At 49.8% G+C, this 17225-nt stretch carries 15 protein-coding genes and 1 pseudogene; 8 read left to right on the top strand and 8 right to left on the bottom strand.

Annotated features, from left to right (window positions below):
• Nucleotides 1-73: 73 nt before the first annotated feature.
• From glnA to ACJHX4_RS22030, 4 genes are all read left to right on the top strand, one after another.
• Entirely contained in the window at nucleotides 74-1483 is a 1410-nt protein-coding gene (gene glnA / locus ACJHX4_RS22045) for a glutamate--ammonia ligase (RefSeq protein WP_001271717.1), read from the top strand.
• A gap of 173 nt (nucleotides 1484-1656) precedes the next feature.
• Complete coding sequence (glnL, locus tag ACJHX4_RS22040) at nucleotides 1657-2706, top strand: nitrogen regulation protein NR(II) (protein WP_000190574.1); 1050 nt, start codon at nucleotides 1657-1659, stop codon at nucleotides 2704-2706.
• Between the two features lie 11 nt (nucleotides 2707-2717).
• Nucleotides 2718-4127, top strand: coding sequence for a nitrogen regulation protein NR(I) (gene glnG, locus ACJHX4_RS22035; protein ID WP_001315107.1), 1410 nt, complete (start codon nucleotides 2718-2720; stop codon nucleotides 4125-4127).
• A 111-nt stretch (nucleotides 4128-4238) separates the two neighbouring features.
• Nucleotides 4239-4349: a YshB family small membrane protein gene (locus ACJHX4_RS22030; protein WP_000893994.1), complete on the top strand. Its 111-nt coding sequence runs from the start codon at nucleotides 4239-4241 to the stop codon at nucleotides 4347-4349.
• 232 nt (nucleotides 4350-4581) lie between these two features.
• Here ACJHX4_RS22030 and hemN read toward each other — a convergent pair whose 3' ends face one another.
• From hemN to ACJHX4_RS22015, 3 genes and pseudogenes are all read right to left on the bottom strand, one after another.
• Nucleotides 4582-5955, bottom strand: coding sequence for an oxygen-independent coproporphyrinogen III oxidase (gene hemN, locus ACJHX4_RS22025; protein ID WP_000116096.1), 1374 nt, complete (start codon nucleotides 5953-5955; stop codon nucleotides 4582-4584).
• Between the two features lie 188 nt (nucleotides 5956-6143).
• The gene (yihI, locus tag ACJHX4_RS22020; RefSeq protein WP_001295266.1) at nucleotides 6144-6653 is read right to left on the bottom strand and encodes a Der GTPase-activating protein YihI; all 510 of its coding nucleotides are present in this window, start codon (nucleotides 6651-6653) and stop codon (nucleotides 6144-6146) included.
• Nucleotides 6654-6771: 118 nt separating this feature from the next.
• Nucleotides 6772-6938, bottom strand: a pseudogene (locus ACJHX4_RS22015) (hypothetical protein).
• A gap of 296 nt (nucleotides 6939-7234) precedes the next feature.
• Here ACJHX4_RS22015 and yihA point away from each other — a divergent pair.
• Nucleotides 7235-7867, top strand: coding sequence for a ribosome biogenesis GTP-binding protein YihA/YsxC (yihA, locus tag ACJHX4_RS22010; protein ID WP_000183349.1), 633 nt, complete (start codon nucleotides 7235-7237; stop codon nucleotides 7865-7867).
• A gap of 381 nt (nucleotides 7868-8248) precedes the next feature.
• Here yihA and polA read toward each other — a convergent pair whose 3' ends face one another.
• Nucleotides 8249-11035, bottom strand: a complete 2787-nt coding sequence (gene polA / locus ACJHX4_RS22005; protein WP_000249989.1) for a DNA polymerase I — start codon at nucleotides 11033-11035, stop codon at nucleotides 8249-8251.
• Nucleotides 11036-11398: 363 nt separating this feature from the next.
• On the opposite strand from polA, the gene ACJHX4_RS22000 reads away from it, so the two are divergent.
• A complete protein-coding gene (locus ACJHX4_RS22000; RefSeq protein ID WP_001296606.1) occupies nucleotides 11399-12331 on the top strand; it encodes an acyltransferase in 933 nt (310 codons plus the stop codon).
• A 40-nt stretch (nucleotides 12332-12371) separates the two neighbouring features.
• Here ACJHX4_RS22000 and ACJHX4_RS21995 read toward each other — a convergent pair whose 3' ends face one another.
• The 4 genes from ACJHX4_RS21995 to ACJHX4_RS21980 form a co-directional block, all read right to left on the bottom strand.
• Nucleotides 12372-13802 carry a YdgA family protein gene (locus ACJHX4_RS21995; protein WP_001385583.1) on the bottom strand — a complete coding sequence of 477 codons (1431 nt, stop codon included), beginning with the start codon at nucleotides 13800-13802 and terminating at the stop codon, nucleotides 12372-12374.
• 153 nt (nucleotides 13803-13955) lie between these two features.
• A complete protein-coding gene (gene dsbA, locus ACJHX4_RS21990) occupies nucleotides 13956-14582 on the bottom strand; it encodes a thiol:disulfide interchange protein DsbA (RefSeq protein ID WP_000725344.1) in 627 nt (208 codons plus the stop codon).
• 16 nt (nucleotides 14583-14598) lie between these two features.
• Nucleotides 14599-15585: a stress response kinase SrkA gene (gene srkA / locus ACJHX4_RS21985; RefSeq protein ID WP_001065497.1), complete on the bottom strand. Its 987-nt coding sequence runs from the start codon at nucleotides 15583-15585 to the stop codon at nucleotides 14599-14601.
• 76 nt (nucleotides 15586-15661) lie between these two features.
• A complete protein-coding gene (locus ACJHX4_RS21980) occupies nucleotides 15662-15931 on the bottom strand; it encodes a YihD family protein (protein WP_001295263.1) in 270 nt (89 codons plus the stop codon).
• A gap of 69 nt (nucleotides 15932-16000) precedes the next feature.
• Here ACJHX4_RS21980 and mobA point away from each other — a divergent pair, with 69 nt between their 5' ends.
• Both mobA and mobB read left to right on the top strand, forming a co-directional pair.
• On the top strand, nucleotides 16001-16585 hold the full coding sequence (gene mobA / locus ACJHX4_RS21975) for a molybdenum cofactor guanylyltransferase MobA (protein ID WP_001052187.1): 585 nt from the start codon (nucleotides 16001-16003) through the stop codon (nucleotides 16583-16585).
• Nucleotides 16567-17094 (top strand): molybdopterin-guanine dinucleotide biosynthesis protein MobB, encoded by a 528-nt coding sequence (gene mobB, locus ACJHX4_RS21970; protein ID WP_000907613.1) that lies wholly within the window; start codon nucleotides 16567-16569, stop codon nucleotides 17092-17094. The genes mobA and mobB overlap by 19 nt, the downstream gene beginning before the upstream one ends.
• The last annotated feature ends 131 nt before the right edge of the window (nucleotides 17095-17225 follow it).

Genomic DNA, 17225 nt, shown 5'->3' with positions numbered 1-17225 from the left:
TACGGCGACACGGCCCATTTAATTGCAGATTTCGTTACCACGACGACAATGACCAATCCAGGAGAGTTAAAGTATGTCCGCTGAACACGTACTGACGATGCTGAACGAGCACGAAGTGAAGTTTGTTGACTTGCGCTTCACCGATACCAAAGGTAAAGAACAGCACGTCACTATCCCTGCTCATCAGGTGAATGCCGAATTCTTCGAAGAAGGCAAAATGTTTGACGGCTCCTCGATTGGCGGCTGGAAAGGCATTAACGAATCCGACATGGTGCTGATGCCAGACGCATCCACCGCAGTGATTGACCCGTTCTTCGCCGATTCTACCCTGATTATCCGTTGCGACATCCTTGAACCTGGCACCCTGCAAGGCTATGACCGTGACCCGCGCTCTATTGCGAAGCGCGCTGAAGATTACCTGCGTTCTACTGGCATTGCCGACACCGTACTGTTCGGGCCAGAACCTGAATTCTTCCTGTTCGATGACATCCGTTTCGGATCGTCTATCTCCGGTTCCCACGTTGCTATCGATGATATCGAAGGTGCATGGAACTCCTCCACCCAATATGAAGGTGGTAACAAAGGTCACCGTCCGGCAGTGAAAGGCGGTTACTTCCCGGTTCCGCCGGTAGACTCAGCTCAGGATATCCGTTCTGAAATGTGCCTGGTGATGGAACAGATGGGTCTGGTGGTTGAAGCTCATCACCACGAAGTCGCTACCGCAGGTCAGAACGAAGTGGCTACCCGCTTCAATACCATGACCAAAAAAGCTGACGAAATTCAGATCTACAAATATGTCGTGCACAACGTGGCGCACCGTTTCGGTAAGACCGCGACCTTTATGCCAAAACCGATGTTCGGTGATAACGGTTCCGGTATGCACTGCCACATGTCGCTGTCTAAAAACGGCGTCAACCTGTTTGCTGGCGACAAATACGCAGGTCTGTCTGAACAGGCGCTGTACTACATTGGCGGCGTAATCAAACACGCTAAAGCGATTAACGCCCTGGCAAACCCGACCACCAACTCTTACAAGCGTCTGGTCCCGGGCTACGAAGCACCGGTAATGCTGGCTTACTCTGCGCGTAACCGTTCTGCGTCTATCCGTATTCCGGTGGTTTCTTCTCCGAAAGCACGTCGTATCGAAGTACGTTTCCCGGACCCGGCGGCTAACCCGTACCTGTGCTTTGCTGCCCTGCTGATGGCCGGTCTTGATGGCATCAAGAACAAGATCCATCCGGGCGAAGCCATGGACAAAAACCTGTATGACCTGCCGCCAGAAGAAGCGAAAGAGATCCCACAGGTTGCAGGCTCTCTGGAAGAAGCACTGAACGAACTGGATCTGGATCGCGAGTTCCTGAAAGCCGGTGGCGTGTTCACGGATGAAGCGATCGATGCGTACATCGCTCTGCGTCGCGAAGAAGATGACCGCGTGCGTATGACTCCGCATCCGGTAGAGTTTGAGCTGTACTACAGCGTCTAATAGTTGAAGTTGTACTACCCGGCGCAACAACGCCGGGATTTAGTTGCCGTGGAAACTTTCAGCCCATCTCTGCATGGGCTTTTTTCTCCGTCAATTCTCTGATGCTTCGCGCTTTTTATCCGTAAAAAGCTATAATGCACTAAAATGGTGCAACCTGTTCAGGAGACTGCTTTATGGCAACAGGCACGCAGCCCGATGCTGGGCAGATCCTTAACTCGCTGATTAACAGTATTTTGTTAATCGATGACAACCTGGCGATCCATTACGCCAACCCCGCCGCGCAACAACTGCTCGCCCAAAGCTCCCGCAAATTGTTTGGTACACCGTTACCGGAACTGTTGAGCTACTTCTCATTAAATATCGAGCTGATGCAAGAAAGTCTGGAGGCGGGGCAAGGTTTTACCGATAACGAAGTGACGCTGGTCATCGACGGGCGCTCGCATATCCTTTCTGTGACGGCTCAGCGTATGCCGGACGGCATGATCCTGCTGGAGATGGCACCGATGGATAACCAGCGCCGCTTAAGTCAGGAACAGCTACAGCACGCCCAGCAGGTTGCTGCCCGTGATTTAGTGCGCGGCCTGGCACATGAGATTAAAAATCCGCTTGGCGGTTTACGTGGCGCGGCGCAGCTGCTCAGCAAAGCATTACCTGATCCGTCACTACTCGAATATACCAAAGTGATTATCGAACAGGCGGACCGGCTGCGAAATCTGGTCGACCGTCTGTTGGGGCCGCAGCTGCCCGGTACGCGCATTACCGAAAGTATTCACAAAGTGGCTGAACGCGTGGTGACGCTGGTGTCGATGGAACTGCCGAACAACGTGCGGTTGATTCGGGATTACGACCCCAGCCTGCCGGAACTGGCGCACGACCCGGATCAAATTGAACAGGTCTTGCTGAATATTGTGCGCAATGCGCTACAGGCGCTGGGGCCGGAGGGTGGTGAAATCATTCTACGTACCCGCACAGCGTTTCAACTGACCTTACACGGCGAGCGCTATCGGCTGGCGGCGCGGATTGATGTGGAAGATAACGGGCCGGGCATTCCGCCTCATTTGCAGGATACGCTGTTTTACCCGATGGTCAGCGGCCGCGAAGGTGGCACCGGGCTTGGCTTATCCATCGCCCGTAATTTGATTGATCAGCATTCAGGCAAAATTGAATTTACCAGTTGGCCAGGTCATACCGAGTTCTCGGTTTACCTGCCTATCAGGAAATAAAGGTGACGTTTATGCAACGAGGGATAGTCTGGGTAGTCGATGACGATAGTTCCATCCGTTGGGTGCTTGAACGTGCGCTCGCTGGAGCGGGTTTAACCTGTACGACATTTGAGAACGGCGCGGAAGTACTGGAGGCGCTGGCGAGCAAAACGCCGGATGTGCTGCTTTCAGATATCCGTATGCCGGGAATGGACGGGCTGGCGCTGCTCAAGCAGATTAAACAGCGCCATCCGATGCTTCCGGTCATCATTATGACCGCACATTCCGATCTGGATGCTGCCGTCAGCGCCTATCAACAAGGGGCATTTGATTATCTGCCCAAACCGTTTGATATCGACGAAGCCGTGGCGCTGGTTGAGCGCGCCATCAGTCATTACCAGGAACAGCAGCAGCCGCGTAATGTTCAGCTTAACGGCCCAACGACCGATATCATCGGTGAAGCGCCAGCCATGCAGGACGTGTTCCGGATTATCGGTCGGCTTTCGCGTTCTTCTATTAGCGTGCTGATTAACGGCGAATCCGGCACCGGTAAAGAACTGGTCGCTCATGCCCTGCATCGCCACAGTCCGCGAGCCAAAGCGCCGTTTATCGCGCTCAATATGGCGGCTATCCCGAAGGATTTGATCGAATCCGAACTGTTTGGTCACGAGAAAGGCGCATTTACCGGCGCGAATACCATTCGTCAGGGGCGTTTTGAACAGGCTGATGGCGGCACGTTATTTCTCGATGAAATTGGCGATATGCCGCTAGATGTGCAGACGCGTTTGCTGCGCGTGCTGGCAGACGGTCAGTTTTATCGCGTTGGCGGCTATGCGCCGGTGAAAGTAGATGTGCGGATTATCGCTGCCACTCACCAGAATCTTGAACAGCGGGTGCAGGAAGGCAAGTTCCGTGAGGATCTGTTCCACCGCCTGAACGTCATCCGCGTTCATCTGCCGCCGCTGCGCGAACGTCGGGAAGATATTCCCCGTCTGGCGCGCCATTTTTTACAGGTTGCCGCGCGAGAGCTGGGCGTAGAAGCGAAGTTGCTGCATCCGGAAACCGAAGCCGCGCTGACGCGTCTGGCGTGGCCAGGCAACGTGCGCCAGCTGGAAAACACCTGTCGCTGGCTAACGGTGATGGCTGCCGGGCAGGAAGTGTTGATTCAGGATTTGCCTGGCGAACTGTTTGAATCAAACGTACCGGAAAGCACTTCACACATGCAGCCGGACAGTTGGGCAACGCTGTTAGCACAGTGGGCAGACAGAGCGCTGCGTTCCGGTCATCAAAACCTGCTTTCCGAAGCACAGCCAGAGCTGGAACGGACGTTACTGACCACCGCGCTGCGACATACGCAGGGGCATAAACAGGAAGCGGCGCGGCTACTTGGCTGGGGTCGCAACACCCTGACGCGTAAGTTAAAAGAGCTGGGGATGGAGTGATTCACGGCTTGTGTGTAAAGATTGATTATTGAGCGCAAATTGCTGGTATTTTGCGCTTTACTGTTCCGATAAGTTCAGTATGATCTTGCCCGGAAAACGGGGAGAGTCATTATGCTGGAATCAATAATTAATCTGGTATCGAGTGGCGCAGTTGACAGCCACACACCGCAAACTGCTGTTGCTGCCGTGCTGTGTGCCGCGATGATAGGGCTGTTTAGCTGAAGCTCGTTGTTTACGCCGGATGCGGAGAAAGTCGTAGGCCTGATAAGACGCAACCAGCGTCGCATCAGGCGTTGATTGCCGGATGCGGCGTAAACGCCTTATCCGGCCTACAAAAGCAATAATTTCAACAGATTTTGCAGGCCTGATAAGCGTAGCGCATCAGGCAATCTTGTTCTCAGCACATTGATGGCGCTTTCGTTTTCTACTTTGTAAACGAAGCGCCATTCACAATTTAAATCACCCGAGAGAACTGCTGCATCCGCGCTTTCTGGCGCAGATAGGTATCAAAGCACATGCAAATGTTGCGGATCAGCAAGCGACCTTTCGCCGTCACCTGTATTCCCTTCTCATCCACATCCACCAGCCCATCTTTTGCTAACGGGGCGAGCAGCTTGAGATCTTCCGCAAAGTAATCAGCGAAGAGCAAATCCCACTGTTGCTCAATAGGGGCGTAATCCAGACGGAAGTTGCAGATGAGCGACTTAATCACATCGCGGCGAATACAGTCATCACGCGTTAGCGCAATACCACGCCACAGCGCATTGCCTTGTTCATCCACTTGCTGATAGTACTGCTTCAACTCTTTCTGGTTCTGCGCGTAGCAGTCGCCAATCATGCTGATGGCGGAAACGCCCATCCCCAGCAGATCGGTATCGCCCTGAGTGGTGTAGCCCTGGAAGTTACGATGCAGCACGCCTTCACGCTGGGCCACCGCCAGCTCGTCATCCGGACGGGCAAAGTGATCCATACCGATAAACTGATAGCCCGATTGTGTCAGGAAGGCGATGGTTTCCTGCAGGATATCGAGTTTTTGCTGCGGACTCGGCAGGTCAGCATCTTTGATTTTGCGCTGGGCGGCAAAAATGGTCGGCAAATGCGCGTAGTTAAAGACGCTCAGACGGTCAGGGTTCAGTTCCGCCACACGCTTCAGGGTAAAGGCGAAACTCTCCGGCGTCTGTTTCGGCAGGCCGTAAATCAGGTCAATGTTGGTGGAGGTAAAGCCAATCTCACGCGCATGGTTAAGCAGTGCAAAGATGAACTCTTCATCCTGCTCGCGGTTAACCAGACGTTGCACTTCTTTGTTGAAGTCCTGCACGCCCATGCTCAGCCGATTAAAGCCTTCGGCGCGTAAATGATCGAGTACATCCAGTTCGATTTCCCGCGGATCGACTTCGATCGAGATCTCCGCATCGGCATTGAACTGGAAGTTTTCGCGCAGCAGCTTCATCAGACGGCTGATTTGCGCTTTATTCAGATACGTCGGCGTTCCGCCGCCCCAGTGCAATTGGCTGACGTGACGCCCGGCGAACAGCGGTGCACGATGGACGATTTCTTGCTCCAGCGCGTCCAGATACTGATCGGCCTTGTGCTGCTGGCGAGTAACAATCTTATTGCAACCGCAGAAGTAACAAAGCTTATGGCAGAACGGAATATGTACATAGAGAGATAATGGACGCTCAGGATAGCGCGCCACAGCTTGTAAAAACGCCTGTTCGCCGAAGTCTTCTGAAAACTCCAGCGCGGTCGGGTACGAGGTGTATCGTGGCCCGGAATAGTTATATTTCTGGATCAGGGCCAGATCCCAGTCGATTTGCTGTACAGACATGCTCACTCCTTCCGATGGCGTCTCTGGCGGCTACGGCGTACCGGCGGATGCCCGTTTCGAGTCATCAGCCGGTTGCGCAGCCACTTTTGTCGCCGCGACAACCGCTGTAGTTTAACGAATAACCACACCAGATAACATATAACCGGAAGGGTTATCAGCAGAACGGGAAGGCCCACGGCGGCAATCCGTTAGTTGCCCCGCAGCAGACGCATCATGTCTTCTTGCTTCTCGTCTTCTTCCTCTTCTTCGTCATCGTCATAAGAGAGGCCGAGTTTCTGCATCAACTCATCAATACGATCCAGTTTGGCATCCACCCAGGATTGCTCTTCGGCGCTCAGGGTTTCGCCTGCTTCCAGACGTTCCAGCAGCGCATCCAGACGCTCATCCGTTTCCAGTAACTCCAACTCCGCCTGCGGTGAAAGCATAGGTTTCTCACTCTTCGGTTTGTGCTGTTTGGTGACTTTTTCAGTCACGCCCAATGGAATAGGGGTTTTACTGCCAATACGTGGATCTTTTGGTGCGTTCTGACCTTTGCTGCCTGACGTGGTGTTACCGCCCGCTGCGCGGCTGCCCGGCGCATGACCACGACGTTTTTTCTGACGCTTACGGTCACGAGCTTCCTGATCCAGCTCCTCGCGTGTTTTTCGACGCGCTTTTGCATGACCTTTGCTGCGTGAGTTTGAAGATGATGGTTTCATAATGGTTCGTCTTTTAGCCGTTTTATTCAGTATAGATTTGCGGCGGAATCTAACAGAAAGCAAGCAAAGAAAAAAGGCGACAGATTACTCTGTCGCCTTTTTTCCTGACTCATAACCCTTAACGGGTCTTACAATCCTTGCAGGCCGCCAACACACCCTGTTTTTCCATTAGCCGGAACAATCCGTGTTGATTCCATTTCCATTTAATTACGTCTCCGGACGTTTATCTTCCTGACAATCCTCTGTCTTCGCCTCCTGGCGCTCCTGACCCTCATCCTGAGTCATTGTTCCTGTTAGCGTCCTCGCTCTATGGGTGCTACTTTACGCCTTTGCTTTAAATAAACAATCAACCGCCATCAGTATTTGCACATTTTCAGAGTTTTATATAAAAGCAATTCACTGATTTATATAGCTTATTTGACATACGTCGCAGAATTTTCTCTGCTATTTCGCATAAAGACTATCGGCAATGTCTCACAAAGCATATGGCTTTTACTTACAACGCTCACGCCGAAAAATCCGCCTTTTATTATGGTTCAGGTATAATCGCCGCAAAGCTTTGACTGATGGAGACGACCGCTTTGACTAATTTGAATTATCAACAGACGCATTTTGTGATGAGTGCGCCTGATATTCGCCACCTACCTTCCGATACCGGAATTGAAGTGGCTTTTGCAGGCCGTTCCAACGCAGGTAAATCCAGCGCGCTGAACACGCTGACTAACCAGAAAAGCCTGGCTCGTACCTCAAAAACCCCAGGGCGCACCCAGCTTATCAACCTGTTTGAAGTGGCTGACGGCAAGCGTCTGGTTGACTTGCCTGGGTACGGTTATGCGGAAGTCCCGGAAGAGATGAAGCGCAAATGGCAGCGCGCGCTCGGCGAGTACCTCGAAAAACGTCAGAGCCTGCAAGGTCTGGTGGTGCTAATGGATATTCGCCATCCGCTGAAAGATTTGGATCAGCAGATGATTGAGTGGGCGGTAGACAGCAATATCGCCGTGCTGGTACTGCTGACCAAAGCGGACAAACTGGCAAGCGGCGCACGTAAAGCGCAATTGAATATGGTGCGTGAAGCGGTGCTGGCGTTTAACGGTGATGTGCAGGTTGAAACGTTTTCTTCGCTGAAGAAACAAGGCGTGGACAAGCTGCGGCAGAAACTGGATACCTGGTTTAGCGAGATGCAGCCTGTAGAAGAAACGCAGGACGGCGAATAATTTTCTTGCCTTAATGCTTGTGCCGGATGTGGCGTATCCGGCCCGTAAATTCAATAGATTACAATTCTACCGTTGGCCTGATAAACAGGGCGCATCAGGCATTACGGATCTTTTCTTTCGCCCAATAAAAAACGCCCCAGTCATTACTGACTGGGGCGGCTAAAATATTCAGCCAAATCCGATTACGTGAAGTAAAAGGTCTGAAAGATAGAACATCTTACCTCTGTACCCTACGCGACTAACTTTACTCTTTTTTGTTCAGTTCAGAAAGCATTTTTTGTAATTTTTTTTCAGTTGTTGCATAGGAATTTCTAATAGCCATCACAAAACGTGACAGCTTATGTTGCTTACTTACGAAAAAAGGGCATGTTCAGGCGAATCTTAGTGCGCCTGATCCCAGTTTTCGCCACTCCCCACTTCCACCAGCAACGGCACATCCAGACGGGTACAGTTTTCCATCAGTTGATGAATCTGCTTCGCGACGGCATCGACATCATCTTTATGGACTTCAAATACCAGTTCATCGTGTACCTGCATGATCATACGCACACGCGGTTGCTCAGCCTGTAGCCACGCATCAACGGCAATCATCGCCCGTTTGATAATGTCGGCGGCGGTTCCCTGCATTGGCGCGTTAATGGCTGCACGTTCAGCCGCTGCACGACGAGCCCCATTGCTGGATTTGATATCCGGCAGATACAGACGGCGTCCGTCCAGCGTTTCAACGTAGCCCTGCTCTTTCGCCTGAGCACGGGTGCGTTCCATATACTCCAGCACGCCAGGGTAGCGTTCGAAGTAAAGGTCCATGTACTTCTGCGCTTCTTTACGTGGAATGTTCAATTGCCGCGCCAGACCGAAAGCACTCATGCCATAAATCAGACCAAAGTTGATCGCTTTCGCGCTACGACGTTGCTCGCTGGTGACGGTTTCCAGTGGCAAACCAAACACTTCTGCCGCCGTTGCACGGTGGATATCTTTTCCTTCCGCGAATGCGGTCAGCAAGCCTTTGTCACGCGAGAGATGCGCCATAATGCGCAGTTCAATCTGCGAGTAGTCCGCTGAGACAATCACATAATCCTCTGGCGCAATAAACGCCTGGCGGATACGGCGACCTTCTTCGTTACGCACCGGAATGTTTTGCAGGTTAGGATCGGTTGACGATAAACGTCCCGTTGCGGTTACTGCCTGGTGATAAGAGGTATGTACACGCCCGGTTTTCGGGTTGATCATCAACGGCAGCTTGTCGGTGTAGGTCGATTTCAGCTTCGCCAGACCACGATACTCCAGAATCACTTTTGGCAACGGATAGTCCAGCGCCAGTTCTTCCAGTACCTCTTCCGACGTTGACGGCGCGCCACCCGGAGTTTTCTTCAGCGGTTTAATGCCCTGTTTTTCAAACAGAATGGTTTGTAACTGCTTGGTGGAAGAAAGGTTAAATTCTTCACCTGCAATTTCATGCGCTTTCTTTTCCAGCTCAGCCAGACGCAAGGTGAGCTCTTCAGAGTGATTGTGCAGCACTTTCGGATCGATCTTCACACCGTTACGTTCAATGCGTGAAAGCACCGGCACCAGCGGCATTTCGATATTCTCGAAGACGTTCAACGGCCCTTTGTGTTTTTGCAGATCCGGCCACATTTTCAGATGCAACTGCAAGGTGACATCTGCATCTTCGGCGGCGTAACGTCCGGCTTCTTCGAGGGCAATCTGGTTAAAGGTCAGTTGATTTTTTCCTTTACCAGCAATCTCTTCAAAAGTGATGGTTTTGTGCTTCAACCAACGTTCCGCGAGGCTGTCCATATCGTGACGCCCGGCAACGCTATTGAGAATGTAGGACTCCAGCATGGTATCAAACGCAATCCCACGCAGCTCAATGCCGTAATTCGCCAGAATACCGCGATCGTATTTCAGGTTTTGCCCGACCTTCAGCGCCTTTTCATCTTCCAGCAGCGGTTTTAGCAACTCGAGTGCACGCTCGCGAGAGATTTGATCGGGCGCATCAAGATAATCATGAGCAACCGGAATATATGCCGCTACGCCTGGCTCGATAGCAAAAGAAAGCCCGACCAGGTTAGCAGAGATGTTATCAAGGCTGTCGGTTTCGGTATCAAATGCAAATACCGGCGCTTTTTCCAGCTTCGCAATCCACGCTTTCAGTGTTTCTTCATCAAGGATGGTGACGTAGTTGTCATAAGAAATCACCGTTGCCGTCACTTCTGGCGCTTCGTCTGCAACACTGGTTTCCTGCGGCCTGGCTGCGGGTTTCGCCCCTTTAGCCTGTAGCCATTTGCCCGCTTCGACATCAGCAGTCCAGCGTTTGAACTCATACTTTTTGAACAGCCCTAACAACTCTTCCGCCGCCGGTGGCTGCACTTCCAGTTGTTCACAGGTCAGCTCCAGTTCAACGTCGGTTTTAATCGTCGCCAGCTGGTATGAGAGATAAGCAACTTCTTTGTTTTGCTCGAGCTTGGCTGCCATTGTTTTCGCGCCACGGAAGCTCAACCCAGCAATTTTTTCTGGCTCGGCATACAGCGTATCCAGCCCGCCAAGACCTTGCAGCAATGCCTGCGCGGTTTTTTCACCGACGCCCGGTACGCCAGGGATGTTATCGGAGGAGTCACCCATCAGCGCCAGGAAATCGATGATCAGTTCTGGCGGCACGCCGTACTTATTCACCACCTCTTCCGGTCCGAGGATGGTATTCGTCATGGTGTTGATAAGCGTAATATTTGGCGTCACCAGCTGCGCCATATCTTTATCGCCAGTGCTGATCAGCACCGGACGCCCGGCTTTTTCGGCTTCGCGCGCCAGAGTACCGATAACGTCGTCCGCTTCTACGCCAGAAACCGCCAGCAGCGGCAGTCCCATCGCTTTAACCATCGCGTGCAGAGGTTCGATTTGTGCTCGCAGATCGTCCGGCATTGGCGGGCGATGTGATTTGTAATGTTCAAACAGTTCATCACGAAAGGTTTTTCCCTTGGCGTCAAAGACCACCGCTGCATGCGTCGGTTTATATTGCATGATCAGACTGCGCAGCATGTTGAGGACACCATACATCGCACCGGTCGGCTCGCCTGCGCTGTTAGTCAGCGGGGGAAACGCGTGATATGCGCGATAAAGATAAGATGAACCATCTACAAGGATAAGTGGATTTTGGGGGATCTGAACCATAATGTCCGTGCCTGTTTATCAGATTATGGGTAAAGGATGCCACAGACAGGATGAAAACATGAGTTTTTCACCGCTTTTCGTGAAAATCTTTTGTAGATCTTCTGGATCGCTCGCAAATCGTCATGTGGATAACTTTGTGCATAAATTATTTACATCGCTTTTAATTTATTATCATGCTTTTTACAGCATGATGTTTGTCTTTGATTTTCATGCAGTTAAAAATAAAGCCATCCCTAATAATTGAGATAATGGGATTTTTTCTAATGTGGATAGATATGAATTATTTTTCTCCTTAAGGATCATCCGTTATTTGGGTCGTTTTCTGCTAAAATCTGCGCCTTGCGCTTCTTTAGCGCACTGTCTATGGCTAACCTTTTGAATAAATTCATTATGACGAGAATACTCGCTGCGATAACCCTTTTGCTGAGTATCGTATTGACCATTTTGGTCACTATTTTTTGCTCCGTCCCGATCATCATTGCCGGGATTGTAAAACTATTGCTTCCTGTGCCAGTCATTTGGCGAAAGGTTTCGCGTTTTTGTGATTTTATGATGTATTGCTGGTGTGAAGGTCTGGCGGTATTACTGCATCTGAACCCACACCTGCAATGGGAAGTTCGCGGGCTGGAAGGGTTAAGTAAGAAAAACTGGTATCTGCTTATTTGTAACCACCGTAGTTGGGCAGATATTGTCGTACTGTGCGTGCTGTTTCGTAAGCACATTCCGATGAATAAATATTTCCTCAAGCAGCAGCTGGCCTGGGTGCCTTTTCTTGGCCTGGCATGCTGGGCGCTGGATATGCCGTTTATGAAGCGTTATTCCCGCGCTTATTTATTACGTCATCCGGAGAGACGTGGTAAAGATGTTGAAACCACTCGGCGTTCTTGTGAAAAGTTTCGCCTGCATCCCACCACCATTGTTAATTTCGTTGAAGGCTCCCGTTTCACGCAAGAAAAACATCAGCAAACGCACTCCACTTTTCAAAACTTGTTGCCACCAAAGGCGGCAGGCATTGCGATGGCGCTAAATGTACTGGGTAAACAATTCGATAAACTGCTTAATGTTACGCTGTGTTATCCGGACAATAACCGTCAGCCGTTCTTCGATATGTTAAGCGGTAAACTGACGCGAATTGTCGTACATGTGGATTTGCAGCCTATTGCCGATGAGTTACATGGCGACTACATCAATGACAAAAGCTTTAAGCGCCATTTTCAGCAATGGCTGAACTCACTGTGGCAGGAAAAAGACCGGCTTCTGACGTCGTTGATGTCATCACAGCGGCAGGACAAGTAAATTTTGCTCGCCTCTGAATGAGCAGAGGCGAGTGAGTATTTTAATGAACAAAACGTCCGGCACGAGACATAAATTCTTCTTCGCTCATCTCCTGTCCGTTAAAAACAACTTTACCCGGTGTATAACGCAGTTGCAGCGAGGCGGTATTGTTGTCAATCGTGATTAACTGCAACATCTGACCTAAGGTCATCATCCCGCTGATTTGTTTATCAGACTGCTTTTGCGCTTTTTCCGCATCCATTCCTTCAGATAAATTAAGCTGTTTTGCGGTTTCTGTGGCGACATTAAGCGGTAATTTCACATCAAAATTGAGCGATTTAATATCTTTGTTTGTGGATGATGAAGATTTGGCTGGGTCGGCAATACTGATATCCAGATTGGCATTTAGTTCGCCGAGTGCATTCTTCCATCTTACCGGTTGTTTAATGGTCGGCTCACTTTTTTGTAATAACGGTAAATACTCTTTGAACAATGCAGTATTCACTTCTTGCAGAGCAACTTCATCGTTTGCTAACTCAGGGTGTGCAGCAAGCTGCTTCTGCATCGCAATGTTATACTGGATGATAAATTGGCGCACCGCTGAGGGATCAATAGATTCAGCAATCAATGACCACTCACCACTACCGAGTTGCTGATTCCCTTTTGTTAACTTATCAAGTTCGTAGGTCAGATTGACATTGATATAATCTTTGTCTTTAACGCGATCCAGCTTGGTTTTTGCAACGAAAGCATCGATTTGGGCAACGTCTTCCCCGTGATTGATAATGTTAATCTGATTAAATTTCGACTCGCTTTCACCAACCGGAAATTTCTTTTCTTCTAATCGCGCCAGAGAATCAATGGTAAAACTTTTCGCCGTTACTTTGTTCATTGGTGATAATTGCAGAACAATATCTTCAACTTTGCCTTCAATATCCAGGTTAGACAATGAACTATCATCACCATTAAAAGTAAACTGGCCTTCACCAAAAGAAAACTTTCCATACTCTGCAGGGGCAACATCTAATGTCGTGGAGAATGAGCCACCAAACGCGAATCGCAATGTCGCTTCCACGGGCGATTTATTTTTCGCGGCGATAAATAGCGGTTGTGTCAGCTCATTATTCACTAAGTTCACTTTTGCCGCTGCCAGTGCTGGGATGACATTACCATGCATTAACATTGTGATGGGCAACGGACCGTGCTCAACATCCACATCAAATACAACTTTCTGGCCTGGCTTGATATTGAGATCGGGTGCACCGTTATCAAATGTCATTTGCATTTGAAAACGGGAATTAAAAAAACCTTTGTCAAAATTTTTATAACTTAACGTCATGTCGTAGGCATGTTCACCTTTCTTTTTAGCATCGTTAAAATCTTTAATAAACTTTTCGACACCTGGCTGAATTTGCGTACCTGTGTACCATGTGCCACCACCCCAGATTACGGATAACGCAACAATGGCACCTGTAGCTGACTTACGTATCATATAAATATTCCCTGATAAAACAGCAAAACTTTGAATATCCACTTATGCTGAAATAATGTCCAGCAGCAGGACGCATTATCAGAATGTATTTATATTTATTAAATAATAAAAAAGCCCATGAATATTCACGGGCTTTATGTTATTTACATTGAATTATTTTTTCTCGGACAGATATTTCACAGTATCAGCATACTGCTGAACAAAAACATCCATATTACTGGTATCCATACCCTGCGGATTCAGCTGATATTTACCGTTAACAAACATCGCCGGAACACCACGCAATTGCACGTCAGCTGCGGCTTTTTCCTGCTGAGCGACCAGAGATTTCACCACGAAGCTGTTCCACGCCGCGTCGTACTCTTCACCTTTAATACCTGCGTTGATAAATACATCGCGGATATCAGATGCTGAACGAATGGTCTGGGTTTTTTGTACGCCTTCAAACAGCGGAACTGTGACTTTGTCTTCCACGCCCAGCGCCATCGCCACAGCCCATGCCTGAGTCAGCTCTTTGCCCAGGTCACCCCCCATGAAGTTGACGTGGTATTTAGTCATCTTCACGCCTTCCGGCAGTTTTTTCTTCACGTTATCAGAAATATGCAGAACTTCTTCAAACTGATAGCAGTGCGGGCAGAAGAAAGAGAAAAACTCCAGCACTTGCGGCGCGCCAGCAACTGGTTTTTCCAGGGTAGTGTACTGTTTACCATCTTCATACTGCGCCGCCGATGCGCTAAACGCTAAAACTAAACCAGCCAGCGCCAGCCAAATCTTTTTCATGATCTACTCTCTCCGATTAATACATAGGTGTTAATTGCAAAGGGGGTTCTTGTAGAACTTTTGCCTGTTCTATAAAAGTCGCCGTCTGTCGTAGCCAGTAATCTTCCCCGGTTAACCACGGGAAATTTTTCGGGAACGCGGGATCAGCCCAACGCCGCATTAGCCAGGCAAGATAATAAACCAAACGCATGGCGCGTAAAGGTTCAATCAGTCCGATTTCAGCGGTGTCGAACTCGCTAAATTCTTCATAAGCCTCAATAATAGTTTCCAGTTGCATCCGCTGCTCGGCTTTATCGCCATTGAGCAACATCCACAAATCCTGAACGGCTGGACCATTACGTGCATCATCCAGATCAACAAACATTGGGCCATCGCGCCAGAGAATATTCCCGGCGTGGCAGTCTCCATGTAGCCGCAGAACGGTGAAATCTTCCCGCCAGTGTGCTGTAACGGCGGCAATCAGCTCATCTGTCGCTTTCAGGAATGCCGCTTTCAACCCGGAAGGTATCAGTGTAGCGTCCTCAAACAGCTTGCGTGGCTCAATGAGATATTCATTCAAACCGATGGTCGGGCGATGGATAAAAAGCTGTTTGCGCCCCGTCTGGTGCATACGCCCTAAATAACGCCCAACCGCTTCCATCTGATCGATATTATCAGCTTCGAACTGGCGACCACCGACGCTTGGAAAAACAGCGAAATAAAATCCCTGATGGTTCAATAAAGTCTGACCATTAAAGGCCACAGGTGCTGCGACCGGAACTTCATCGTTAACCAGCTGCAACGCAAATTGATGTTCTTCGAGGATTTGATCGGCTGTCCAACGTTCAGGGCGATAAAATTTGACGACAAAACGTCGACGATCTTCGTCCTGAAATTGATAGACACGGTTTTCATAGCTGTTAAGCGGGGTAAGACCGGAATCCACCCGGATCCCATGCTCAAACAGAGCGTCCATGATGGTATCCGGGTGTAGTGTCTGGAAAGTAAAAGCGCTGTTGTTCATCCCATCATCCGGAAAACATTACGAATGATGAAGGATATCATTTCACGATGATTTTGGTTGCGCCGCTTACAAGCTTTTACTCTTTAATTACGCCACGTGCGCGTAATAGCGCCGTTTTGAAATCTTCTTCATAATCTTTCTGCAAACCCGGGATCACCGCATCTTTCGCGGAATCACGCATTTTCAGGTGATAGATCAGAATGTCATCCGTCAAATCCGCCAGTTCGCCGTCAAAACCTGACTCTTTCGCCAGTTTCTGCAAAAATTGCAGCAGGTTAAGGTCTGGCTCTTTTTGCCAGGCTGGCTGGAGGAGTTCAATAACTTCATTCAGACGTTTACATTTCATAGTAATGCTCCTTACTCTTGAGACAGACACGTTAGCAGGGTCAATCCCACAATAAAAGAGGCGATATCGGTGAATCTGATGACGACGATAACAGGCGTTGTGCTGGCGGGCGGTAAAGCCAGACGAATGGGCGGCGTAGATAAAGGATTGCTTGAATTAAACGGCAAACCATTATGGCAACATGTCGCTGACGCGCTTATGACGCAGCTTTCTCACGTCGTGGTTAATGCTAATCGTCATCAGGAAATCTATCAGGTAAGCGGTCTGAAAGTGATTGAAGATTCACTGGCGGATTACCCTGGCCCTCTGGCAGGAATGCTTTCAGTAATGCAGCAGGAAGCGGGTGAGTGGTTTTTGTTTTGCCCGTGCGATACGCCTTACATTCCCCATGATTTAGCCGCCCGGCTTACTCATCAGCGCAAAGATGCGCCTGTCGTGTGGGTCCACGACGGTGAACGCGATCACCCGACTATTGCTCTGGTAAACCGCGCAATTGAGCCTTTATTACTGGAATATCTGCAAGCAGGAGAACGCCGGGTTATGGCATTTATGCGTCTGGCTGGCGGTCATGCGGTTGATTTCAGCGATCGTAAAGAGGCATTTATAAACGTGAATACGCCAGAGGAGCTTGCCCGATGGCAGGAAAAACGATGATACCGTTACTCGCCTTTGCTGCATGGAGTGGCACCGGAAAAACAACGCTGCTGAAAAAATTGATCCCGGCATTATGCGCCAGAGGGATCCGTCCGGGGCTGATTAAGCATACGCACCATGATATGGATGTTGATAAACCGGGCAAAGATAGCTATGAGCTGCGCAAGGCTGGCGCGGCGCAAACCATCGTTGCCAGCCAGCAGCGATGGGCCTTGATGACGGAAACACCAGACGAAGAAGAGCTGGATCTACATTTTCTCGCAAGTCGAATGGATACCTCAAAGCTGGATTTGATTCTGGTCGAAGGGTTTAAGCATGAAGAGATCGCAAAGATTGTGCTGTTTCGCGATGGAGCCGGACATCGACCGGAAGAATTAGTGATAGACAGGCATGTTATTGCTGTAGCCAGTGATGTGCCGCTTAATCTTGATGTCGCGTTACTGGATATTAATGATGTTGAGGGGCTGGCTGATTTTGTGGTGGAGTGGATGCAAAAGCAGGACGGATAAGCAAGAATAGGCTGAAGCAAACGCGCCAGCGTCGCATCCGGCATTTATTCCGCACATATGCAAAAAGGCCCAGTCTTCCGACTGGGCCTTTCGCTTAATTTGATGCCTGGCAGTTCCCTACTCTCGCATGG

It is taken from the genome of Escherichia sp. WS2035, assembly GCF_046487065.1.
GTDB lineage: Bacteria > Pseudomonadota > Gammaproteobacteria > Enterobacterales > Enterobacteriaceae > Escherichia > Escherichia coli.
This window is presented reverse-complemented; position numbering and strand designations above follow the sequence as displayed.